Raw genomic sequence first — 22,082 nt, forward strand, 5'->3', positions numbered from 1 at the left:
CCTTTGTACGACCCACTCTGATAGGGTGTAGCAACCGAATGAGCATGTCGAGAAACAACATCGACCCGGTGGAGATTCAATCCGCGTCCGAGGACGGCGATTTCACCTCTACGTACGTCTTCGACATCAGCGACCAGATGCTCGGTGGGGAGGTGTGTACCGGTCTCGCACTCGCGCTCGCGGAGGTACTCGACCGCGACCCCGCCCGGATGACACCGCTAAGTTCCGTGGTGGACTGCGACGCGCTCCAGATGCTCTTCCACACGCGACGGTACGGCGACCTGCGCGACGACGTCTCGGTATCGTTCCCCTACGACGTGTACGAGGTCACGGTGCATTCGAGCGGCCGAGTCGTGGTACAGGGGTAGCCGACCGACGCCCGCCGCCGACTCACGACGCTGATTCGTATCGTCGATTTCCATCGCCGAGCGACGACCAACAGTCATGTGTTCGGCCCGCGTACCTCCGCGAGATGCGGGAACTCCTCGGTCCGTCGTATCGGAACCTCGCCGCGCTGGCGGTCGTCGCGGCGGTTCTCGGTGTCGCCTATCTACTCGTGCGCCATCCGTTGGTCCAGTACGGCGCGTGGCTGGTCGCGTTCGCGGTGTGGATGGCGTGGTTCGTGGCGGTCGCTCGCGAGTGGCTATCGAAAGCGGACTTCTGAACCTCGAAGTCGATGGCCGAGTGCCGAACCGAACGTCGCCAGACCGGCGACGCTCGACGGTACGGCGACACGATTCGGAGGCAACTAGCCAATTCGCCGCACGATGAAACACTTTAAAAGGACTCACGACGTATAACAGTTGTGAGTGAAGATTCTGGGCGACGGAACCTCCGCATGCCCGACGACACGGAGCAGTTCGCTATCGTGACCGAGATGCTCGGCAAGAACCGCGTACGCCTCCGCTGTAACGACGGTGTCGAGCGCATGGGTCGGATTCCGGGCCGGATGCGAAAGCGAATCTGGATTCGACGCGACGACATCGTGCTGTGCGAACCGTGGGACTGGCAGGACGAGAAGGCCGACATCGAGTGGCGGTACGACGGGTCCGCGCAGGACCAACTCCGACGCGAAGGTCACATCAACGTCTAAAACGCTGGTTTCGGTTCTGTTCTTCTGAGCGCAGTGGTGTTGAGTGCTATCGCTCGATGTTCAGTCCCCAGCGCCGCGGCGCTGCTACTTTCGGGACGGTTCGGGTCCACCGAGAAGGCGTAAACGGAGGCCTCACCAAGAGGGCGTGAACGAGAACTGCATCGTCCTCATGAACCCCGTGCTTTTGTCGAGTGCGCGACGTGACGCACTTCTGGAACCTCCGGAAATCACCCTCTTGGCTTATGATGAGGAGCTTTCGACTTAACTCCGACAACCTCAAGTTGTCCGTGGTTACGAACGTGTACCTTCGGCGTAATAGAAACCGTTTTTGTAGTGTATTCTCTTTGCTTCGGTTTCCGCCATGATTCTTGCCATTCTTCACCGCCAGTGATTGTAATTTCCCCGGGGTTCTTCTCGACGGTTTTGTATACTTCGATGCGGACTTCTTGTTTGGGTAGTGTCAGTATTTCTTGGTCCCCGGGGTGAACCAGCGTTCGTTCGCTATCGACTTCAATGGTGACGGCCTGTCCCTGTTCTGCAACTGTTGGCTGAGGTTCTCTATATCCCTCCTTAACACTAAGAAACTCTTTCGGCCGGTAATCCTCTCGGAGTTCAGTGATTGGTGTCTCTCCCTGACACGGGTTACGCTTCGTTGGTAAAGGAACAAGCCGTGAACCTGCTACTACAGCGTTATTTTGCTTAGCCGCTTGGACTTTCTTGGGTGAATACGTCTCGTTTATGAAGACTTTAGATTGCTGGTCGTTAATGAAATATGTGCGGCCGAACTCATCTGCGTGAAAGAATGGATATTGGTACTCCTCTCCTGTCGGCAGTGAGACGTCGTGCTGTATCCCGAGTTCGCTAAAGAGGGTTGAACCGTGGGATGAGATAGCAGTGACGTTTCCAGTCACACCTAGCCCTGCAACTGCGCTAGCCGACTTGAGTATGCTTCGACGATTTATTCCCTGAGAGTTTTTCTCGCTCATGGTTTTAGTACTGGTTTGCTATTTGGTCGATTGATTCGACTGTGCAACTAGTCAAGTTGGTAGTGTATGCCTGTTCGAACACACACCCGTCACTGCAATGTCCTCTGTCGGCAGCATCGTTTTCATATCCTGTTGACATTGGTGATGTATTATTAGCAAGACCTCCACAGTAGACTTTTCCGAGATCGTGATGTGACTCGTCGATATAGGTGCTATCGTAGTCTTCTATCACTGACTTATCCAAGCAGTTGTGAAGAACTTCATGAATTCCCCCGTTTTTCCATACCTCTTTTGGGAACTCAGTACCTACGACGGCCGGTTGCCAGTTTCCATTTAGTACAGTCGAACCGTTGTTGCCCTTATTTGCGCATCCGTTTTGAATATAATCCGTTACGAGGAGGTGGGAACCAACCGGAGGATTTTTCGGGTTGAGGTAGTCGTTAAATCTGTCGAGCATTCCGTATCCGTTACAACCGGTCGTGCTATCACTATCATTTCCCAGACTGGGATGGTCGTACGTGATAGCGATTTCGTAGTAGTCAATGGCAGTGTTGTTGTACAGTTCATCGCACGCGCTTTCTAATGCGCTTTGCATCGCGTTTTCACATTCATTGTCGTCACTGCTGGTGTTTGGGTACTGATAAATGGTAGCCGATTGTTTGCCGCTATTGGGTCTCCTCTTGACGTTTGCAGGTTGTAATTAACCATGCAATATCTAAAATATACTCCATGTATTTATTCCTTTTTATCCCAGTATAATATAATTAATATATCCATTAAATGCTACGGACTTATTTCATTGATGCTAATTCTGTTCTCGTAAACTGTGACGGCTAAACCAGTACTATCTGAATCAGATGCTTCCCATTCATAGGAAGCGTTCCGGTTCTCATCTATCCAGATTTCTATTCTTTTTTTACCATCCTTTGCAAACGGACTGGCGTATTCTTTACTGGTATGAGGTTCGAGTACAAATCCTTCATCAATTACTGTGGTTCGCTCTGGAAGGGAATATATCTGGATAGAAACCTTGGTTTCTTGCTCGGTGACGTTGGTAATAGATATTTCACTGACTGGGTTGTTTAAATAGGATGAACAACCAGCAACTACAGTCGTTGTTACGGTTAAAAGCCCCCTCAAAACGCACCGTCTTGCTCTATCCATAATTTAATTAATCTTACTACCGATTGCCAAAATATCCTTCGTATGTCAAATTCTTAACTATGGTATAAAAATTTAGGGTGCGCGACATTACATAGTATGGGATTTAGTGAGCTTGCCATCGTTTAAGGTAGGGTTGGCGAAAAGGTCGGTTAGGCGTTATGTCATGGCTACTGCTCGCCATTTCTCCGTTCGTGACCTCACTCAGAAGTGGACTCGTCGGGTAATGACCTTTCGAGGGATTGCGCACAGCCGGGTTCGATTCTGTCTATCACTGGTCGGTAAGGGTGAACTGCTCGAAATCATGCGTCTTGGATGAATTCACGCCGGAGTTCCATCTTCTCACGCTCGGTTCGCTGGTCGTAATGCTGGTCGAGGACGTCACCAGAGACGTTCATCCGGTCGGTGACGATCTCCTCCGGAGTCCCGTCGCGGAGATGCTTCGTAATCGCTCCGCGACGAATCCCGTGCGGCGACCGCGACGAAGGGCACCCACTCGCGTGGTCGCGGTCAGTCTTGTACCGACACGTAGCCGGGTCCTCACCGTGTGGGCAGTCCGCTACCACGCAGGGTAGCGTCCACTCGTAAACCGTCCGACGAATCGGAGTCGCCGTGAGTCGACCCTGTGCGCTCGTGAGAAGCGGCTCGCGCCCGTACTCGTCGGTCACGTCGTGGCGATTGTGAGCGAGATAGTCCTGAAGGACCTCCGCGTAGTGTTCGCCGACCGCTATCGTCCGCTTCGCGGCTTTCCCGTTCTTGAGGGGTGTGCCCTCTTCGGGACGGTGGCGGAGTTCGAGACACGGTGCCTTCGAATCGAAGTCCCCCACGTCGAACGCGCGGAGGCTACCGAGTCGGATACCAGTGTGCCACAGCAACGCGATGATGACGTGATCGCGGCTCGCGTAGTGGAACCGATTTAAGTGATCGAGGATTCTCTCTGCCCGGTCCTCTGGTAACTGTTCCTCCTTCGCTTCCTCCTCGGGGTCGAGTTCCGGGAGGAGAACGCGCTCGCGCATTCCCTGCTCGACCGCGTCGATACCCGCGGCGAACTCCAAGAAGACGCGGAGCGTGGCGAGGTTGCTCCGGAGCGTCGTCTTCGAGACGCCGTCGTCACCGTATCCGTCGCCCTCGCCGTTCCGTCGCCAGACGCGGTACCGATGCAGGTCACGGCCGGTCAACGAGTTCAGGTTCTCGATCTCCTCCTCCTGACAGAAATCGATGAACGAGTTCAGTCGGTATCGCTGGTTCTCTATCGATTTCTCGGACAGTTCGGGTTCGCGGTGGTCGAGGTAGAGGTTCACCGCTTCCGCCGGTGGAAGCGGTTCGAGGTTCTCACTCATCGAGCATCGCCTCCTTGGCGTCGTTCACCCGGCGGAACGCGGCCTCGCTCCCGCCGTGGTCCGGGTGGACCCTCTGGACTCGCTGCCGGAACGCCTCCCGGACCTCGTCGGCGTCAGCACCGCGCTCGACGCCGAGAATCCGGTGGGGGGGGTTCCTCTGCGACGACTGCGCCGGAGTCGTCGCCCGAGGGAAGTCTCGCGTTGGCGAACTCGGACTCGCCCGTGACGACCGGGCGCTGCTCCATCTTCCGTTTCTCCCGAAGGTAGAGGTAGAGACTCCGGATGTTGTCGCGGAGTCGGGAATAGGCGTCGCAGGCGACCGCGAACTGGTCGCCGTCCATCGTCCAGCGGACGACCGCGCTCGGGTCGTCGGGGCTGGCATTCGCGTAGGGGTACTTCGGGTTCTGCTTCTGGTGGCGTGCGTCGGTCGAGAGTCGCCAGTCGTCCACGTCGAGTCGTTCGAGTTCCGATTCGAGGTCGTCGATGGAGTCGTGAAGTGATGCCTCAAATCGGTTGTTTCGTTCTCGGTTGGTGGGGTTGGTTCGGTCGAAGCCAGTCGGCCAGTCGAGGCTGCTCATTCTTCGGCCTCCATGTCGAGGTACGCGCCGCAGTCGGTACACTGACGTTCGATAACGGGGTTACCCACGGCGTCCGGGCGACCGAAGCGCCGGACGTTCTCATGGTTGCAGGTATCGCTACGGGCGTTGCTTGTTACATCCTCGACGCTCATTCAGCATCGACCTCCCGCCAGTCGTCGGCTCCGCACTTCAGACAGACCAGTTCCGGCTCACCGGGTGTCTCGAAGCTATCGCCGCAGTCGCCGCACTCCCACTCGGTCATCTCGCTCACGCAGTCTCACCTCCGTTGGTCGAGAGGCCAACCTGCTCGGCGCGGCGCTCCGTCCGTGCCTCTAAGAGGGCGCGCGCTTCGTCGGTGGTGGCGTACTCGTTGGTCCGGTCGTCCTTCTTGCCCTTCGTCAGGAGGTTGTGCGCGACGAGACCGTCGAGGTTCTGGTAGAGCCGTGAGTGGTTGATTTCCTCGTCGTACTCGGCTTCGAGGTGGTCCTTGACGGCGAGACCCTTGGGGGCGTCGCCGTCACGTTCGAGCGCGCGGACCGCGTACAGCAGGTCGCGCTCGAAGGCGTGGAGGTCCGCGAATTGGACCCCGGCGCTCGTGGAACTCACGCCGAACCCTCCCGGTGGTCGCTGCGGAGGTCCTGATACGGTCCGGCAGGGGTCACGAGTTCGAGTTGGTCGCGCTCGAAGACCTCGCCCGTCGCCCTGTTCCGAAGCTGGTCGAACTCGCCCTCAATGTCCCTGTGGCGAGCGCACGACACGCACCAGAAGTGATTGTTCGTCGGCTCCCAACTGCGGTGACCGTTCGGGCACACCCACTTCCAACGGTCTGTCTCGTCTTCGAGACGAATTTCCTCCGACATGTATGCCGGAGTGACGAACGGTCTTGTAAAAAGGCGAATCCTTATCCGGAGTGAAAGTGAAACTGTATCAGTCACTCCGGCAATATTGTTTGAATTTGTTAATTTCGGTACCAATTCGAGCCGCCGTGCGGTGGTTTCAAATCCCCGCGTCGTGTTTGCGTACATGGCTTCCGTACCGTGCTTACGGAGGCTCACGCGGACCCGCTGCCACTAACAGCGGGGTCCGCTTCGTTTTCGAGCGATGGACTCATCGGCGAGCGACGGGTCCGCGATTGTCTCCGTGATTTCTCCCTTTAGAGTAATGCGTAATAAATCTTGATACTGGTTAGTATCACAGACACACCAACAGGTATTAACAGTGGACGGGTGACATGCAATTATGAGAATTGAGCATCAAGAGCGGGGTAATGCGCCCGCTGGTGACGTGGATGACTAAGTCAGACCCTGCTATCCTCGAATTTTTCGAGGAGCAGGACATTTCTATGCCGCCAGCGGTTGTCTCCTTCAACATCGAAGGAGTATCGCATCCGACTGTAAAGCGTCGAATGCCTGAATTGGCCGACCATGGGTTACTGGAGAAAGTAGAAGGAAAGCGTGGCTATTATCGGATTACGGACCGCGGCCGTGCCTACCTCGCGGGCGACCTCGACGCCGAGGAGTTAGAGGACGAGTAATCGGAATGGTTGGTCTCTCCGGCGCTACCCCGTGATTCGCTGACCGAGTTCGAGGAACACCGCGTCCTCGCCTTCGACCTTTCCGCTCGGAGTCCACTTGATATACGCTGGGTTCTTCGCAGATGCGTCGTAGCTGACGTTCGGAAACGCGCTTTCTCCGCCTTTCACCCGGTCAGTAGCGACGAATGGCTCGTTGAGGACGCGCTTATCATCTCGGTTCCGTAGCTTTTCCCACGATACGTTGTCCGGTAGTTCGGTTAGGAGAGGGAAAGCCTCTCCAGCGACCCACAAGTTGAAGTTGGTAAGGCTGGGAACCGATTTTGACCGTTCTCCGAGATTGTTGACAGTGAGATTCACATCGTAGAACGCGCCATTCTCGGCGTCCAACAGCTTGGTTTGATCGGCGTCGGAGTCGTAGTAGCGGACCTCGTTCTTCCGGCCCCACTGACCGACCGAGACCTCGATGTTGTCCTCGCTGACCGCGGTGGAGTGGACTGGGCCGTCGGGCGTGGTCGTCGGTTCATCCGACGAGGAAGAGGTACAGCCAGCGGTAGCAGTTGTGAGAGTCACCCCAGTCGCGGCGAGGAAGCTTCGTCGGTTCATAGTCTCCGTGTCTGACAGCGCGATAATAAGACCAGCGGTGGGAAACTGGGACTCGTCTCCTTCTCAAAGGCCGTAGAGTTCCGCACGGTCCAGCGACCGATTGATGGTCGCCCGCGAGGTTTCCAACCGTTTAGCGGCCTTCCGCTTGGAGAGTTCATCTTTTCGGACCATGTCCAGAACGGCGACCACGTCGTGGTAGTTCTCGGCCTCGACGAGTCGTCCGTCGTCCTTCTCGAATCCGAGGGGAGCAGGGCCGTGGTGGTAGTCGTCCTTGGCCTGTCGAGCGGCGATTCCTTCCTTCGTCCGCTGTTGAGCCATGTTCGCCTCTAGTTCGGCAAACACTCCGAGAAGTTGGAACAGCGCCCGCTGGAACGGGTCGTCGTCGCCGGGCCGGAGCGTCAGGCCCTCGGTGACGATGTGAAGTTCGACCCCAGCGCCTTCGAGGCGAGAGGCCGTGCGTTCGAGGTCGGAGATTGACCGACAGACTCGTGAGACGCTGTGGACGACCACGGCGTCGAGGTCACCCGCGTTGGCGTTGGCGACCATCTCTTGGTAGCCCGAGCGGTCGGTGTTGGTTCCGGTACTCTTGTCGCGGTACACTTCGAGGTCGGCGAGGTCTGCGCCGAACTCGCGCTCGGCGTAGTCTCGGGTTGAGGACAGCTGCCGGTCGAGGCTTTGGTCGTCGGTGGAGACGCGACAGTAGCAGGCGATTTCGCTCATGGTCTCGTACACCCACCAACTTCACTTAAACTCGGGAAGAAACGTACAGGCTGTACGGGAACGCTGGTACTCGTTCATATTTCGGAATGAATATGTATCCTTGAGAGAGGGGTGGAAGTAGTGGACCGCACTTGCTTCATTTGTGGCGAGACAAATCAGAATGTGATGGAAGAGCATCACATTTTACCCCGAAGATACGATGGCAGTGATGAGCCTGAAAACTTAGTCACTCTCTGCTCCAATTGCCACACAGCCATCGAGAAAATATACGGAGACGACTTCTTCGACCGGCTAATTGAAAATATTAAGAACAGGGAGTTCGGTGGCGATGTGACTGAAGGCGTCGAGTGCTTCGCCGAAGAGTATCTTGGTGAGGATAATGTAAGTGTCCCCAAGGGTACTACGGATGGGAGTCGAGCGGAAATATTTCGAGCATATAAGGACTTCTGCGAACGGAGACGGTTCCCTCGCCACACGGTAAGACGCCGTTTCCTTAGAGAGTTAGAGTCCGTTATGGATGGTGAATTTTGGAGGACTGTTTGAACACAGTCAAGAGACCGGCTAACCACCGATGCGCTCCAGAATGTTCTCCGGAAGCTGTAAATCATAATAAATCAGTAGTTAGGACATGGCTAGTACTGACGTTGAGTTCGCATTGGTACTCTTACAAGTAATCGCGCTCTTATTTCCAGTCATCGCAATTTTACTCCAAGCTTATCGCAAAATTGGCATCTACAAAGAAGACCGTAGCGTTGTTCTTCCCTTTCACCCTGAATACGGTATTTGGCTCGCAGGGGGATTTTTAGCTGTTGCAGGTGTTGCAGATATTGTGTTTTTAATCCGGACAATAGATAAGACCTCTATTTTGTTGTTCCTGTCCGCAGGTATGGTCCTTCTCGTACTGATTGGTTTAGGAGTATCTGCGGCTTCCATCACATCCCGCCAAATCGATGAACTCTTTGAGGAATCGATTCCAGACGAAGAATGATATCTCCAAGTCGTTAGAAGTTAATGACACCCCGCGACTCGCCCGCTTCGACATGGCCGTCGAGACCCGACGACGTCCCGGTGAACACGGTGACCGACCCATCTTCGACCGCATCAAGAACTCCGCTTGGAGAGCACGACCCGGACATGGTCAGTCAGCAGCCTCTAACTCGGGGTCGGCGTGGTTGGGCTGGTCCAGTGGTTGGCAGTCCTCGTCGAGGATAACGAGTTCGTAGCGGCCCTCACCGTCGTAGTTGAAGTGGATGTTAGCGCTCTCGACGTTTCCGTCGTCGTCAACGAGTCCGTCGCGTTCGAGGTACTCTTTCGGCACGGTGACGATTCCACTCGTCTTATCGTCGGCTGGTGACAGTTTCCGCATACCACAGTCTGGGAGATTCTCTACCTTAAACTCGGGATGTATCCACGACGGCTACACGAACATCGTACGATAATCTTGTAGAACATCTTATGTTTTGAAGCTGGAAACCATGACGATGTTGTAGCGGCTGGCCTCCGCGGCTGGCCGTCGTGACAACTATGGGCAAGGACCCACGCGAGCCGCGTCGAACCGACGGCTCTCACGACCGTTTTCAGGAGCATCGTATCCACCGAAGCTACGAGTCCGTCCTCGACACCACCGTCGGCGACCTCGCACGCGTTGACGACGGCCTCAACGACCTCGTCGGGAGGCAGGCGTGACCGACGCCCCAGTCCGTCTGGCGGACTCAGCCGACGACACGGGCGGCGAGGTTGCCATCCGGGAGAACGGGCAGGTGACGGCGTTCGCCGCCTCGAATCTCGACGGGCAGATTTCCATCTGTCTCGACAACGAGGACCCCGAAATCGGTGTCCCGCCGCACGCTGACGTACGGTTCGAGGACCCAACCGCAGACGACGAAGTGCTCGCGGACGGCGGTGTCGCCGACCACGTCGCGGTCACGTCCCGAGGCATCGGCCTCGAAGAGGACCTCGCAGTGTTCGCACTCGTCGGGACCATCTTCTCGCTCGTCGGGGGCGGCTACCTCCTTTCGACGGCCAACTCCTTCTCGGGAATTGTGATGGTCTGTGTCGGCCTAATCCTCACGGCCATCCTCGCCCGCCAACAGGAGGAGTCCCTCGCGTGACCTCGTTTGGCGTCCTCGATTTCGGCGGCGAGCGCTGGCATCAGTACGTCCACAACCTGCGCGAGACGTGGCCACCGCGCCCCGAACTGCATCCCGCCGTAGAGGAGGTTTCACCGTGAAGCGTTGGAAGAAGGTCCTGCTGGCAATCATCGCAGGACCGGCGCTGATGACTGTCGGATTCGTGGTCGGCGGTGCGTTGTGGACGGGACTCGTCAACGTTCTCGGAAGCGTCGCCCCGAGCGTGACCGGCCTGAAGTCGTTCGGTATCGTCCCGGCAGTTCTGGGCGCTCTCGGCCTGCCATATCTGGTCTTCGCAGATGATTCGGACGACTGAGACTCTCGAAGCTGAATCGACTCGCACCAGCCACGGTGCCGAAACGACCGCAGAAGAACCCAACACATGAACTTCGGAGATTCACGATTCGCATCGGCCTTCATCGCAGTACTGCTCGTCGCGTCGTCGATTACCGGCGTCGCGGGCGTCGCCCTCGCACAAGAGGCCGACGTTCCGTCGCCCATCGACGACCCGACCGAACTCTACTACGACGCCTCGACCGTCCACAACCCCGAGATTCCCGTGACGGTCACGAAGGACGTCCACCACGTCGGCGACTGGACACCGACCCAGTACGAGAGCGACTCGGGCGAAGCCCGGACGCTCAACGCCTCGCTCAACCAATCGAAGGCGAACCCCATCGCGCTCGTCGCGACGGACATCAACGCCTCCGACTTCGGGGAGTTCCCCCGAAAGAACGAGGCCGCCAATTCGGCATCGGCGCTCGATGCCTCCGAGTGGTCGGCCGATTCGTCCGGCATCTCCACCACCGGAGCGACCTTCAGCGTCCAAGATGCAACGACTGCACCCGGCGTAGATGCCGTCCGAGTTAACACGTCGAGTCTCAGCAGCGGTGACACAGGAGTTGCGACGTACAGCAACTTCTCCATTACCAGCGACGAGGCCAAGCGCTTCGCACAGTTCGGCGTGGACATCGACACGCTTGACTCCGGCACGCACGCCGAGGTCCGCGTCGTTGACGAGGACGGCGACTACAAGGCGTTCGTCATCGACCCGAACAACGCGACCGCCGACGCCGACGTCCTCGCGAACAGCACTGGCGACGGCTACGTCACCCAGCAGCAGATGGGCGGCATCACGACCGAGGGCACCGGCGACGGCAGTTTCAACAACATCCAATCAGTCGAGGTTCGCGTTACCGACGGCGACCTTGACGCCAGTTTCTCGCTCATCAACGCCGAGAAGATGGGACAGTACACGTTCGGTGAACAGGCCTACGACGAGGACGGCGACGGCGAGAAGGACGAGACCCGGACGCTCTACGAGCCGAGCGGTCAGTACCGGATTACCAGCTACGAGTCGCTCCAGAGCAGTTTCTCCGGCGCTGAAGTCCACAACACCGAGCAGTCGCTCCAGTTCCACGCGTCGAACCTCACGCAGGAGATGGATGCGCAGGTCGAGTTCTCCTCGGCCGGGGACTTCCCGGACTTCGAGCTTATCGCGGACGTCTACTACCGGCTTCAGCTCCCGTCGGCGTACGACCTGAGCTATCAGAACGCCGAACTGGCTGACACGGTGGACCTGCCGAGCGGCCGCTACCAGTCGGTTGAGGTCGCCGAAGGCGTCGGCGACACCGGGTTCCAGAACATCAGTTCGTGGACCTCGGTCAAGAGCAAGTACGGCACGCAGGGCGCGAACGTCACGCTCGACTCGACGATTCAGCCCGGCCAGCAGATTGCCATCCACTACCAGTACCCCATCACCAGTGCCGAGCAGGGCGACATGACGTCCCAAGGCGGCGTCGCGGGCCAGTTCCGGAAGGGTGGTGGCGGTAATTGGGCGAGCGACATCCCGATTCTCGGGTCGCTCGTATCCATCGTCGGCGCAATCTTCGGCGGTAAATGGCTGATGGACCGGTAACGAGGTGTCACAGATGGCATCCTCACAACCGAATCCGATGGACCTCATCAACAGGGCGGAAGGGAAGTCCCTGACCAGCGTCACCAAACAGGGCATCGGCGGGTGGCTATTCGCGCTCAGCACCAGCGCCATCCTCGGCGTTCAGGCGCTGACCCAACTCTTGTTGATGCCGGTCCGACTCGTCAACAAAATCGGCACCAACGTCGTCGAGGGCCTCATCCTGAAGCCGCTGCTCGTGGTCATCACGGGGAGCGAGGCGTCGGCGCGCGGCGTTGACCAGATGGGGCTGTTCGGTCTCCCAATAGGGACTATCGTCCTACTCGGAACGTTCTCGATTATCGCGCTGTACCTCCGGCAGGACGTGACGTCGGACACGATTCCGGGTACGTTTACCGACTACTTCGGAACCGGTGTTGACGAAGACGCGGAGGACGGAGCGTAGCCATGCTCGGTGCGCGTCCCCCACTGGCCCGGAGGTGGTCGGCGTGAGTCCACCGGGACCAGATTTCGAGCAGGGCAGCGGAGGCGGCGGCTCGCGGGACGCGTTGATTACGTCGCTACTCACTCGGGACAATCACATCAAGTGGGGCGCGCTCGGTGTGGCGCTAACCGGGAGTACCGTCTACGCGATTTTCATTGGCGTCGTTCGGGGTGTCATCTCGGTCGGCGCGGCAATCGACCTGTTCGTCGGCGGTCTCGTCGGAACCATCGAGAGACAGACGACCCGGTACTTCGACTCGTTCACGCGACAACTCGCGGCGGCGTGGACGTTCGAGATTGACCTCGGTCTGTTCCAGCTTCCGTTCAACCTCGTGATGGTGCTGGTGGCGTTCACCATGCTCGCAATCGGGGTGAGTCAATTCACCGATGGTTAAGATAGTCGAGAAGGTGACGAAAGTCACCGTCCCCGACTGGGTTAGTGAAAATGCGAACGCACTGAAAGCGTTAGCCACCCTCTCCGCGGGTGGTATCTCGTTCTACGCTAATCCCCTCGGCTTTCTTCGGGCGAAGATTGCGCCGATGGTGGTAGGTGGCATCCTCGACATGTTCACGCCGATAATTGAGGGTATCCTGTTCCTGTTCGTCGGGTCGGAAGTCGGGTATCCGGGGTACCCGCCTGCGACGGGTGCCACGTACGGGGCGACCGACCTGTTGCCCCTCGTCGTGGACATCACCGTCAGTCCGATTCTCACACTGATGCGGATTGGCGTGGGCGGACTCATCAACATCAACCAAGCGGTCGTCCCGTCGGGGACGCCGTTCGCGGCGCTGGTCGTGTACGCGCTGCTGGTGGCCGAGACGCTGATTCTGGCGGAGTTGGCGATACGAGGGCTTCGGGCGGTGCTGGACTCGGTTCCAGTCACGTCGGGCATCGAGACGTTCCTGTTTGGAGGCGGATAGAGATATGAAAGGACTCAACCGCGTTCGTGAGGCGCTTGCGCACCCGCTGGCGGCGGCATCGACAGTTGCGGGAGTATTCGGTATCGCGCTCCATCCGGGCGTGCTGAAGGCGTTCGTGCTGGCGTTGTGGCAATCGGCACCGACGCTGTTCACCATCAGTTCCATCGGAGCGTTCACGCTTCCGAAGATTCTCCCGAAACTGGAGTTGCTGAAGCCGGTGTTCATGGCGGCGCTGGCCGTCTCGGGCGTGCTGTACCTCGCCCGTCTCGGGAAGCGGACGTACCAGAACTTCGACAACGAACTATGAGACGAAACACACGCACAGACGGCTGTATCGCACGCAAAACGAAGAGTAGGGAGGTACGCCATGCCTAAGCTGGCGTTCCTCGCGGACAACTGGACGTGGCTCGTCGGCGCACTGCTCGCGGCGCTGTTCACGTACTGGTGGTGGGACGAGCGCAACGAACACGAGCATCAAAGTCCCGGCGAGACTGTGGACCGCGTCACTTCACGGGCCGAATCCGCGACCGGTGGGGCACTGTCGGGCTTCCGGGCGCTGCTCGTCGGTCTCGCGTCCATCGGCATGACCATCGCGGTCGAGTTCCTGCAACTCGCAGGAGACTTGAACGAACTCCTCGGTGGCGTCCCGTTCATCGTGGGCTACCTGATTTACGGCGGACTGTCGTTCGTCGGCATCGAGTGGGACATTTCACCGCAGGTTCTCGGGTTCGCGTTCATCCTGATTCTGCTCGTGGCGGCGATGGCGAAGTTCGGCCAGCCGGGAGGTGACCGGGCGTGACCATGCTCGACCTCGACGTGCGCGACCGGCTTCCCGAACGGGCCGACCGCGCCCTCGACGTTGCTGAGGTCGTAGTCGGAGTGGTCCTCAACGTCGCGCTGTACTTACTCGGTGCTGCGACGACGTTCGGCTACGCGACGGGCGAACTGTCGCTGTCAGCAGCAACGTGGATTTCCGTCGGCTTCGTCGGCATAATGACGGTGTTCTACGTCGCTGGTCGAATTCGCGGAGACGACGAACAGGAAGCGGCGGCACTTGTGACAGGGGGCGAGTTCCTCGTCTACGGTGCGGTCGGCGTCGGAATCGCGCTCCTACCATCGCCCGCGAGCGAGGTCCTGTGGTGGGCCGGTGTCGTGCTGGCCGGACTGTTCTACGTCCGCTACGAGTGGGTGACGGCCCGTCTCGGGTTCGAGGGGACTGGCGAGGAGGTGGCCGCCTGATGGTGTTCAAATCACTCGTGACCGGCGGGAAAGCGCTGGCCGCGACGGTCGGCGGCTTCTTCGCCGGATTGTTCGGGTGGAGCGCGTCTCAGGAATCTTCGCGGGAGTGTTGGACGCGGTGGGTATCGTGACGCCAGCGAGCGCGTGGTTGACGCTCTCACCGTTCGTCGGGCTGGTTGTCGCCGGGACCGCAGTAACGAGGGTGACGTAGCGTGCGCCGCGCCACAGCGCTCCTGCTCGTCGTGCTGTTCGTCCTGCCGACGGTCACGGGTGTCGGTGTTTTCGCAGCGAGTGACGCCCAGAACCAGACGTCGAGTGACGAGTACACGCTCGACGAACTCCAAGAGAATGGGAAGCGCTACGAGAGCGCCCCGCCGTCGATGCGGTTCCTCGGCGATTACGGCAGTGCAACCGTCCGATACACGCCGGTCTCCCCCGGCAAAAACGGGTGGAAGTACCTCGAACCGGGGACGACGATTCACTCGAACGAAGTGGCACTTCGAGCGGTTCGGCTCGCGCCATCGGACGAAATCGACGAGTCACTGAACGTCACGGTCGTCGCGTGGCAGAAGGGCGAAAAGGAGGTCTCGACGGGGAACGGTACGGTCACGCGCCCGACGGCAACGAACGTCTCGGTCTACCACCACCAAGTCTCGCTCGGACGTGGCTACGACCTCGCGAACATCTCGTTACCCGCCCACTACGACGAGTCGTACCAGATTACGATGTGGGTCGAGGAGAACCCGGACGCGCGCTGGCGGTTCACCCACCAGAGCGTTGAGTCCAAGAAGGGACTGCCGTTTCCGGCGACATGGGGCGGCTACTGGCAGTTCACGACGACGAATCTGCTAATCTGGATTCTGGCCGCGACCGGTATCGTAGCGATTGCCGTTCCGGCGTCCATCCGACAGACGGGTCGCGGGCCGAACATGGGCCTGCTGTTCTGGGCCATCGTCCTCGGTCTCGGAAGCGCGCTCATCGGCGGTGGTGCGTACGTCTGGACGGCGAGTCTGCTGACCGCCGCGCCCCCAGTAGCAGCGTTCCTCATCGCGGGGGTAATCGGCATCGTGATGCTGGAGACGATGGAGTACGGCGTCTACCGCGTCGCGCTCATCCGGCTGTTCACCGAGGAGACGAAGAACCCGCGCGGCGACCTCGCAAACTCCGCGGAAGGTGGCGAGTTCGAGGTCGTCACGCTGGCCCAGACCGAGGAGGGACCGAAGGCGATTCGGGACGGTATCCGGCCGTGGATTGCCCGCTTGTTCAGCGGTGGGTCGCCGCTCTACGGTCTCGACCGCCTCGAACTGGAGTTCGACCTCGGAACGCCCGACGTCTCGCTGACCTCGTCGCCCGCGGACAAGCTCATCTTCGTGGACGAGGACCCCGAGCAACTCATCGACTACGAACCCGAGACGCTCTCGTTCGAGCTACCGTTGACCGAGTTTGACCCCGAGACCGGCGAGGAACGCTGGAGTTGGACCGGCGCTGTGACGGTAGCGTTCTACGCGGTCGTCAGTGGCGGCCTCGCATTCTTCGCACTCCAGAAATCGGGTATCGGCGGCGCTCGAACTGGTGCGCTCGCCTTCGCTGGGGTCGCACTCTATGCACTGTTCACGACTGCCGAAGCTGGACGAGCAGTATTCGTCCCCGCCGTGGGGTGCGCTCAAGACGCAACTGCGACAGCGATGTACCGAGAGGCCGAAATCGACGGCTACGAGACGCTGGAGGCGGCGTTGAATGCCTTGGTCGAGGAGCGCAACAGCAGCGACGAACTGCTGGACACGCTCGAAGAGATGGACGCCGAGAGCGTCGTCAAAGAGGCGTCGAGCCGAGACACGTCGCCCGGCGAGTTCGTCGGCGGGTCGGACTCGCCGACCACGACGTCGGCGGGAGGTGACGACTGATGTCGGGTATCCCGCAGATGGGCCGCGACGACCTCGCTGAGGACAGCGATGCGGCCGACCTCGTAGACCAAGCGCTTGCGAGCCACGACGGGGGTTCGGAGACGCTCGCTGCGGACGCGGCCGAGGGCGTGACCGAGACGGTCCGCCAGATTCAGGCGTTCGTCGAGGGCGACGTCGATGTCGAGCAGGTCGAGACCGCGAGCGACGAGGTCGCGGAGACCGTCCTGCCGGAGTTCGAGCCGGTCGATTCCGACGCTGATGATGAACTCCAGCCGACGCGTCCGGCGTTGGCGAACCTGAACGAACAGCAACTGGAGGCGCTCCGGGAGTTCCGCGACGAGGGCGTCGAACATCGTCCAGAACTCCTACGGTGGCTGTTACGGCTTCAGTTCCGGACGCTCGGGCGTCTACCGGACTACTGGTACCATCACGTCGCGACGGACCCGACCGCCTTAGCATGCGTGCTGACAGGCGAGAACCGCGGCGCGTACGGTGAGAAGGATGGGACGGACGTGACTCCGCAGGAGGCGTGGGCCGCACGTCGGCGTCTCGTGGCGAAGTACCTGCGGCCAGCGTGTCGCGACGCGTTCCGGACGCTCCGACCGAAGGCGACGGAGTACCTCGACGACGACAAGAACCCCGACAAGATGGCAGCGCTGGCGATGCGCCCAGCACTGGACGAACACTACCAGCGGACCGAGCGCGCACTCGCACAGTTCCATCGCGGGTTCGAGAACGAGGACGACCTCGACGAGTGGCTTCACCACCTCGACCTCGCGACGTTCGGTGCTATCAAGGCCGTCGAATCGGAGTTCGACTACGTTCTCCTCACCGACGAGAGCGCGCCCGACCTCTACCTCTCGGACGCCGAGCGGTACGTCGAGGCGCGCGAGCGTATCATGGCCCGGTTCCTGCTCCCGGCGACCAACGTCGCCGTACGCGAACTTGCGGAGCGGGCCGGTGAATCGGACGACGAAACCTCCGACCATTCGGGAGGTGTTGACGTATGAGTAAGACTGACCAGTCACTACAGACGACGCCACGGGAAATCGTGGACGCCTTCGAGGCCGAGACGCGGACTCGGACGTTCCGCGACGTATCCTACGGCGTCTACGACGCAGGGAGCATCAGACGAGACCACGGCCTCCGGCCGTTCTGGAAACAACTCTACGAGACCGACGAGGCCGCCAGAATCGACACGAGCGCGGACGCCGTGCAGTATCCCGGCGTCGTGCCGGACTGTCTCATCCACCTCCGGCGCGACGAACGCGAGCTACTCAAGCAGGACCAACCGGACCTCGCGGGCTATCCCGAGACACGACGGCACGTCCTGCGGTGGCTCGCAGCAGACGACCGTGCGCTCTCGAAGATGAGCATCGGCGGGACCGACTTCCTCGGCACCGGCCAACCCGGTTCGGGCAAATCGACGCTGGCGTGCGACCTCGCGCGACAGGTCCTCGGCATCAACCCCGAGGAGGCGGTCGTGTGGCGCGGAACGCCGTCACGGGCGGAATGGACGCCGCTGGCGAAGTGGACGAAGCTCCTGCTCCCGGCGGGCGTCGAGTCTACGGTGGCGGTCCAGCCGCCACAGCACGGCGCTGGGGGCTTCGAACTCGACGTGACGGAGGTCGCCCGCGAGGTCGAGCGCTACGAAGACGTCTTCGACCTGCTGGAGCGATTCGAGCCGGGGAAGTTCCACGTCGTCTACCCCGACCCCGAAGGCAAGGGCGTTGAGGACGTGTTCGCTCAGTCGGCACGGACGGATAGCTTCGAGTGGGTGAACACGGCGTCGATGGACGACTCTTCGGAGTACGACACGCCGACACCGCTGTCGCACTGGTGGTTCGCGTTCGTTGTCGCCATCGTCGATTTCATGGGACCGGAGTTCCTGACGCTGTTCCTCGACGAAATCGGCGACCTACTCCCGCAGGCCGCGCGGTCCGGGCCGAAGAACCACAACTGGTACGAGAAGATAGAGGCGTTCCGCGACGCGCTCGTGGACGCTCGCAAGAACAACAAGTCGATTTTCAAGTTCGGCCACAACGAGGCCGACGTCCATAGCCTCGTTCGACGGAAGCTCCGGTGGCGAATCACGATGCCGGGCTGGCCGAACCCGACGGAAGGCGACAAAGTCGTCGGCTTTCAGGACGCGCCGATGACCGAGCAGCACACCAAGTACTTCAACGTGGGCAAGGGGCTGTGGTGGACGGCCCTCCACTGGTCGGAGTTCTACTGGAGTGACGTGCCGAAGCCGACCGTCGCGAAGGTCGCTGTCGAACTCTCGAACCGAGGTGGTTCGGCGTGAGAACTGGGGCCGAACTGGCTCGTCGCGGCGAAGATTTCGATTCGCCGACACCAGACGCACGCGCGTGTTACGAATCGAGTAGTACAACCCCCCGTGGGTGGGTGCGCGCCGTTGCTCCACAGCGCTCGGCCGCAGCACTGCGCGGGCGTGGTCGCGCCTCAACCGAGGAGGTGACGACCGATGCGTGAGCGTCCTCGGTCACTCGCTCTCGTCGCGCTGCTGCTCGTCTCGACGTTGGCTGGCGTCGTACCGACGGCAACTGCTGGCGGTCCGCCCAGCGGGATGGTCGCAGTCAGTGAAACCAACATCAACGACATTCGGCCGAGCGGCGTGGCGACGAACGTCTCGGAAGCGGACCTCGACGGTGCAGTGTACGTGAGTGGACACGCCTCGACGACGGAGGTGGACCTCGTTACGGACGCCCAAGCGGACGAGATTGCTAAGGGCGCATCACCCTCGGACGTCGCGCAAGAGGCAGTCTGCTCGTCGCCCGCGGCCGGGAAGAATCCGCAGTTCGATTGTTCACGAGACGAGTCGATGTCGTTGGTCATCTCTGACGACGTTCATCACGATGGCCGTCGCGTGGCAGTCCGCGCTGGCGTCATCAAGGATGCGTTCGGGTACGTTCCGGAGTATCTCGCTATTGCGAACAACGAGACGGGCGAGACGTGGCAGTCGCCCGTGACGGTGCGCGACGGATGGATTGTCGCCGACGTCAAGCACTTCTCGTCGAACACGGTCAGCTTCGAGGGGACGGTCTCGATACAGGCGACACCGGCGCAGGACGGCGACCAGTTCAACTACCAGTTGTCTGACCTCGACGCAGTCTCGAACTTCTCTGTCGAACTCACAGGGAGTACGGCGACGGAATGGGATAACGAGTCTGCTACGGGCATCTCGGCAAACGGCGGCTCAATGAGCGTGGCGGTCGGTGGCGACCTCTCGCCGGGCGGCCCGTCAGAGACCGACAACCCGACGCTCTCGGTCACTGGTCGTACGGAGTGGGATAACGAGTTTTCGACAAAATCCGATGAGGCCGCGATTATCGCGGATTCAAAGACTGGTATCGAGGTCGGGTTTATCAACCCGCCAGAGACCGTGACCGGAATCAGCATTAACACGTCGCGAAACGACGGCGGGCCGTATCATGTGCTGGCCAAAGTTGGTGAGCTACCCGACGGGACCAAAAACGAGGGGACGGTCGTGCATTCTGAGTCGTCCTCGACCGACCTGATGAACGTCACGTTTGACCAACCTGTCGAGACGAATGGCCAGAATCTGACGTTAGAGTTCCAGACAGACGGGACAAATTACGTCGTGTCCGAACTGGACAATTCTGTGAATTACGAGCTGTTTAACACCCGGAAATCGGCGTTTAACGTGACTGTGCTAGGGAATCCACGAGAGGTCTCGGCAACCGTCGACGACGGGACCACTGCGTCGTTCGGGAATCTCTCGGGCGGCCAGACAAAGACTCAAGAGTTAGATATCTCGACATCGGCAAGTTCGCTCTCATTCGATGGCTCCGGGATGGTCGACGCGACGCTCCGGATGCGAGAACGCCAGCGAACGGAGAGTCCGACGCTCAACGTGAACGGTGATGTTATCGCGGATTACTCCGGGACATTGGCTGACAGTGAGACGGTGTCGTTCATGCCGAACGAGTCGGTTATTCAATCGGGAACGAACACGGTGAACGTCACGGTCGGTTCCTCGGTCGGGGCGGATGCGCCAACACCAGAGGTTGACGTAGCATACCAGCATGATGCGAAATCAACGTTCTCGGTTGATTACTCGGCTGAGAAGTTGAGTGTGCGCTACGAGGTCGGTCGAAACTTCTCGTCCTCACAATCCGATATCTCGATGACTATCCCGTTCGACAACACGGTGTACGGGATGAGAGACGTCGAGAAACGAGTGAACGGCGGAAGCTGGACCGCAGTCGCCTCGTCGAACTATCGTATCACCGACGCGAACGAACTCGTCGCCGACATCGGCTCGGTCTCGAAAGGTGACACCGTCGAGGTACGCGCGAACGGTTCGCGCGTCGAGACTTACAACATGAGCATCACTGTCGAACGAGCGACCGCGAAAGGGAACAAACTCGACTCGAAACTCTCCATCGACTCCATCAGCGAAAACGGTCACTTGAGGTTCGCATCGTCGGGCGAGTCGAAGAAAATCGTGTACCCCATGAACGAATCGTGGGATTCGGCCGACGGATACGCTACCATCCAATCCAACGGTCAGCAGGACCTCTCCCTGCCGAACGCGCCAGAAGGAGGTACCTTCCGAGTCCAAACGATTCCGGTGAAGGCGACCCCAAATCAAGGCGACGTCGAGGTCTCGGTCTCGGAACCACGCCAAGAGGAACCGCAGTTCTACGTTCGGCCGGGCGATGCGCCCAGCGACACGGTGGAGTTCACCTATCTGAACGCGAAACCGGATACGAAGTACCTGCTCTACTCGAAATCGAACGGAGTAGTTCGGGACTCGGGCACAGCGAACTCGCCAGTCACGTTGACCGACGACGACAGCGCCGAGCGACTCGTGTTCCGGGTTGACGACAGCGGAAGCTCCGGGCCGTCGAACAGTGACGGATGGACCGATGGCTTCCCTCCACCGGGCCAGTTCGCCAAGCAATCGGCCAGCGGTGGGAATCTCCCGGTGGTCCTGCTCGTCTCAGGTCTCGGCATTGCAGTGCTGTGGTACGCTCGGAGTCGATATCGAGGAGCGAGCGGCGTCACGGGCCTGTTCGGCCGGGCGCTCTCCTCGAACGTGGTCCTCGGAAGTCTCGTCGTCGCAGTGGTCGGCGTCGGGGGCGCGGTCGGTGGCGTTTCGCTCCCGCCGGGCGCTGGTCTCCTGCTGCTGGTGACGGGCGTCCCGCTGGCGACGTACCTCGGCCTCCGTCGGACCGGCCAGTACTCGCACGTAGCATTCGGCGCAGTGACGGCCGTCGCGCTCATCCTCGGACTCCAACTGCTCGGCGGGAACGTCGTCAGTTCGGTGCTGTCGAACCTCGGCCCGTCGATGCCTATCATCGCCATCGGTGGTCTCTACGTCGTCTACAAGGCAGTCAAGGCCTACCGACGAGGGAAGACCGTGAAACTCAGCGTTCGAGGATTCCGCCGCGGGTCCTCGAACGACGAGGACGACAAAGGAGGGCCGTAG

General features: G+C 59.9%; 35 protein-coding genes. 22 read left to right on the top strand and 13 right to left on the bottom strand.

Annotated elements, in window-relative coordinates; all coding sequences use genetic code 11:
• The first annotated feature begins 38 nt into the window (after positions 1-38).
• From FXF75_RS08185 to eif1A, 3 genes are all read left to right on the top strand, one after another.
• Positions 39-368 (top strand): HalOD1 output domain-containing protein, encoded by a 330-nt coding sequence (locus FXF75_RS08185; protein WP_240334581.1) that lies wholly within the window; start codon positions 39-41, stop codon positions 366-368.
• Between the two features lie 104 nt (positions 369-472).
• A complete protein-coding gene (locus tag FXF75_RS08190) occupies positions 473-664 on the top strand; it encodes a hypothetical protein (RefSeq protein WP_163521404.1) in 192 nt (63 codons plus the stop codon).
• 141 nt (positions 665-805) lie between these two features.
• A complete protein-coding gene (gene eif1A, locus FXF75_RS08195) occupies positions 806-1,093 on the top strand; it encodes a translation initiation factor eIF-1A (protein WP_163521405.1) in 288 nt (95 codons plus the stop codon).
• Between the two features lie 227 nt (positions 1,094-1,320).
• On the opposite strand, the gene FXF75_RS08200 is transcribed toward eif1A, so the two are convergent.
• From FXF75_RS08200 to FXF75_RS08235, 10 genes are all read right to left on the bottom strand, one after another.
• Entirely contained in the window at positions 1,321-2,079 is a 759-nt protein-coding gene (locus FXF75_RS08200; protein WP_163521406.1) for a hypothetical protein, read from the bottom strand.
• A 4-nt stretch (positions 2,080-2,083) separates the two neighbouring features.
• Positions 2,084-2,674, bottom strand: a complete 591-nt coding sequence (locus FXF75_RS08205; RefSeq protein WP_163521407.1) for a hypothetical protein — start codon at positions 2,672-2,674, stop codon at positions 2,084-2,086.
• A gap of 188 nt (positions 2,675-2,862) precedes the next feature.
• On the bottom strand, positions 2,863-3,243 hold the full coding sequence (locus FXF75_RS08210; protein ID WP_163521408.1) for a hypothetical protein: 381 nt from the start codon (positions 3,241-3,243) through the stop codon (positions 2,863-2,865).
• A gap of 299 nt (positions 3,244-3,542) precedes the next feature.
• On the bottom strand, positions 3,543-4,580 hold the full coding sequence (locus FXF75_RS08215) for a site-specific integrase (protein WP_163521409.1): 1,038 nt from the start codon (positions 4,578-4,580) through the stop codon (positions 3,543-3,545).
• A complete protein-coding gene (locus tag FXF75_RS23305) occupies positions 4,573-4,719 on the bottom strand; it encodes a J domain-containing protein (protein ID WP_309221796.1) in 147 nt (48 codons plus the stop codon). Before FXF75_RS23305 ends, FXF75_RS08215 begins: the two co-directional genes overlap by 8 nt.
• Positions 4,694-5,158, bottom strand: coding sequence for a J domain-containing protein (locus FXF75_RS08220; RefSeq protein ID WP_240334633.1), 465 nt, complete (start codon positions 5,156-5,158; stop codon positions 4,694-4,696). Before FXF75_RS08220 ends, FXF75_RS23305 begins: the two co-directional genes overlap by 26 nt.
• Positions 5,155-5,310 carry a hypothetical protein gene (locus FXF75_RS08225; protein WP_163521410.1) on the bottom strand — a complete coding sequence of 52 codons (156 nt, stop codon included), beginning with the start codon at positions 5,308-5,310 and terminating at the stop codon, positions 5,155-5,157. Before FXF75_RS08225 ends, FXF75_RS08220 begins: the two co-directional genes overlap by 4 nt.
• The gene (locus tag FXF75_RS23065; RefSeq protein WP_275897396.1) at positions 5,307-5,429 is read right to left on the bottom strand and encodes a hypothetical protein; all 123 of its coding nucleotides are present in this window, start codon (positions 5,427-5,429) and stop codon (positions 5,307-5,309) included. The genes FXF75_RS08225 and FXF75_RS23065 overlap by 4 nt, the downstream gene beginning before the upstream one ends.
• A complete protein-coding gene (locus tag FXF75_RS08230; RefSeq protein ID WP_163521411.1) occupies positions 5,426-5,764 on the bottom strand; it encodes a helix-turn-helix transcriptional regulator in 339 nt (112 codons plus the stop codon). Before FXF75_RS08230 ends, FXF75_RS23065 begins: the two co-directional genes overlap by 4 nt.
• The gene (locus FXF75_RS08235) at positions 5,761-6,018 is read right to left on the bottom strand and encodes a hypothetical protein (RefSeq protein ID WP_163521412.1); all 258 of its coding nucleotides are present in this window, start codon (positions 6,016-6,018) and stop codon (positions 5,761-5,763) included. Before FXF75_RS08235 ends, FXF75_RS08230 begins: the two co-directional genes overlap by 4 nt.
• 407 nt (positions 6,019-6,425) lie before the next feature.
• Here FXF75_RS08235 and FXF75_RS08240 point away from each other — a divergent pair, with 407 nt between their 5' ends.
• Positions 6,426-6,692 (top strand): ArsR family transcriptional regulator, encoded by a 267-nt coding sequence (locus FXF75_RS08240; RefSeq protein ID WP_163521964.1) that lies wholly within the window; start codon positions 6,426-6,428, stop codon positions 6,690-6,692.
• A gap of 24 nt (positions 6,693-6,716) precedes the next feature.
• On the opposite strand, the gene FXF75_RS08245 is transcribed toward FXF75_RS08240, so the two are convergent.
• Entirely contained in the window at positions 6,717-7,295 is a 579-nt protein-coding gene (locus FXF75_RS08245) for a hypothetical protein (protein WP_163521413.1), read from the bottom strand.
• 63 nt (positions 7,296-7,358) lie between these two features.
• Positions 7,359-8,015, bottom strand: a complete 657-nt coding sequence (locus tag FXF75_RS08250; RefSeq protein ID WP_163521414.1) for a recombinase family protein — start codon at positions 8,013-8,015, stop codon at positions 7,359-7,361.
• 120 nt (positions 8,016-8,135) lie between these two features.
• Here FXF75_RS08250 and FXF75_RS08255 point away from each other — a divergent pair, with 120 nt between their 5' ends.
• Positions 8,136-8,558, top strand: a complete 423-nt coding sequence (locus FXF75_RS08255; protein ID WP_309221781.1) for an HNH endonuclease — start codon at positions 8,136-8,138, stop codon at positions 8,556-8,558.
• An 85-nt stretch (positions 8,559-8,643) separates the two neighbouring features.
• Positions 8,644-9,003, top strand: coding sequence for a hypothetical protein (locus tag FXF75_RS08260; RefSeq protein WP_163521416.1), 360 nt, complete (start codon positions 8,644-8,646; stop codon positions 9,001-9,003).
• A gap of 150 nt (positions 9,004-9,153) precedes the next feature.
• Here the strand turns inward: FXF75_RS08260 and FXF75_RS08265 are convergent, their stop codons facing one another.
• Positions 9,154-9,381, bottom strand: coding sequence for a hypothetical protein (locus tag FXF75_RS08265; RefSeq protein WP_163521417.1), 228 nt, complete (start codon positions 9,379-9,381; stop codon positions 9,154-9,156).
• Between the two features lie 158 nt (positions 9,382-9,539).
• Here FXF75_RS08265 and FXF75_RS08270 point away from each other — a divergent pair, with 158 nt between their 5' ends.
• The 16 genes from FXF75_RS08270 to FXF75_RS08335 all read left to right on the top strand — a co-directional run bounded on the left by FXF75_RS08270 (position 9,540) and on the right by FXF75_RS08335 (position 22,082).
• Positions 9,540-9,701: a hypothetical protein gene (locus FXF75_RS08270; protein WP_163521418.1), complete on the top strand. Its 162-nt coding sequence runs from the start codon at positions 9,540-9,542 to the stop codon at positions 9,699-9,701.
• The gene (locus tag FXF75_RS08275; RefSeq protein WP_163521419.1) at positions 9,698-10,126 is read left to right on the top strand and encodes a hypothetical protein; all 429 of its coding nucleotides are present in this window, start codon (positions 9,698-9,700) and stop codon (positions 10,124-10,126) included. Before FXF75_RS08270 ends, FXF75_RS08275 begins: the two co-directional genes overlap by 4 nt.
• Positions 10,123-10,245: a hypothetical protein gene (locus tag FXF75_RS23070; protein ID WP_275897397.1), complete on the top strand. Its 123-nt coding sequence runs from the start codon at positions 10,123-10,125 to the stop codon at positions 10,243-10,245. Before FXF75_RS08275 ends, FXF75_RS23070 begins: the two co-directional genes overlap by 4 nt.
• On the top strand, positions 10,242-10,460 hold the full coding sequence (locus tag FXF75_RS08280; protein WP_163521420.1) for a hypothetical protein: 219 nt from the start codon (positions 10,242-10,244) through the stop codon (positions 10,458-10,460). The genes FXF75_RS23070 and FXF75_RS08280 overlap by 4 nt, the downstream gene beginning before the upstream one ends.
• Before the next feature lie 66 nt (positions 10,461-10,526).
• Positions 10,527-12,062, top strand: a complete 1,536-nt coding sequence (locus tag FXF75_RS08285; protein WP_163521421.1) for a hypothetical protein — start codon at positions 10,527-10,529, stop codon at positions 12,060-12,062.
• A 13-nt stretch (positions 12,063-12,075) separates the two neighbouring features.
• Positions 12,076-12,504, top strand: a complete 429-nt coding sequence (locus FXF75_RS08290; RefSeq protein ID WP_163521422.1) for a hypothetical protein — start codon at positions 12,076-12,078, stop codon at positions 12,502-12,504.
• 43 nt (positions 12,505-12,547) lie between these two features.
• Positions 12,548-12,937 carry a hypothetical protein gene (locus FXF75_RS08295; RefSeq protein WP_163521423.1) on the top strand — a complete coding sequence of 130 codons (390 nt, stop codon included), beginning with the start codon at positions 12,548-12,550 and terminating at the stop codon, positions 12,935-12,937.
• A complete protein-coding gene (locus FXF75_RS08300; RefSeq protein WP_163521424.1) occupies positions 12,930-13,463 on the top strand; it encodes a hypothetical protein in 534 nt (177 codons plus the stop codon). The genes FXF75_RS08295 and FXF75_RS08300 overlap by 8 nt, the downstream gene beginning before the upstream one ends.
• 4 nt (positions 13,464-13,467) lie before the next feature.
• Entirely contained in the window at positions 13,468-13,770 is a 303-nt protein-coding gene (locus FXF75_RS08305; RefSeq protein WP_163521425.1) for a hypothetical protein, read from the top strand.
• Between the two features lie 60 nt (positions 13,771-13,830).
• Positions 13,831-14,262 carry a hypothetical protein gene (locus FXF75_RS08310; RefSeq protein ID WP_163521426.1) on the top strand — a complete coding sequence of 144 codons (432 nt, stop codon included), beginning with the start codon at positions 13,831-13,833 and terminating at the stop codon, positions 14,260-14,262.
• A complete protein-coding gene (locus FXF75_RS08315; RefSeq protein WP_163521427.1) occupies positions 14,259-14,702 on the top strand; it encodes a hypothetical protein in 444 nt (147 codons plus the stop codon). The genes FXF75_RS08310 and FXF75_RS08315 overlap by 4 nt, the downstream gene beginning before the upstream one ends.
• Complete coding sequence (locus FXF75_RS23075) at positions 14,702-14,833, top strand: hypothetical protein (protein WP_275897398.1); 132 nt, start codon at positions 14,702-14,704, stop codon at positions 14,831-14,833. The genes FXF75_RS08315 and FXF75_RS23075 overlap by 1 nt, the downstream gene beginning before the upstream one ends.
• A gap of 81 nt (positions 14,834-14,914) precedes the next feature.
• Positions 14,915-16,606 (top strand): hypothetical protein, encoded by a 1,692-nt coding sequence (locus FXF75_RS08320; RefSeq protein ID WP_163521428.1) that lies wholly within the window; start codon positions 14,915-14,917, stop codon positions 16,604-16,606.
• Positions 16,606-17,616, top strand: a complete 1,011-nt coding sequence (locus FXF75_RS08325) for a hypothetical protein (RefSeq protein ID WP_163521429.1) — start codon at positions 16,606-16,608, stop codon at positions 17,614-17,616. The genes FXF75_RS08320 and FXF75_RS08325 overlap by 1 nt, the downstream gene beginning before the upstream one ends.
• Positions 17,613-18,911 carry a hypothetical protein gene (locus FXF75_RS08330; RefSeq protein ID WP_163521430.1) on the top strand — a complete coding sequence of 433 codons (1,299 nt, stop codon included), beginning with the start codon at positions 17,613-17,615 and terminating at the stop codon, positions 18,909-18,911. Before FXF75_RS08325 ends, FXF75_RS08330 begins: the two co-directional genes overlap by 4 nt.
• A gap of 180 nt (positions 18,912-19,091) precedes the next feature.
• On the top strand, positions 19,092-22,082 hold the full coding sequence (locus tag FXF75_RS08335; protein ID WP_163521431.1) for a hypothetical protein: 2,991 nt from the start codon (positions 19,092-19,094) through the stop codon (positions 22,080-22,082).

Origin of the sequence: Halorussus sp. MSC15.2 (assembly GCF_010747475.1) — an archaeon.
Classification (GTDB): domain Archaea; phylum Halobacteriota; class Halobacteria; order Halobacteriales; family Haladaptataceae; genus Halorussus.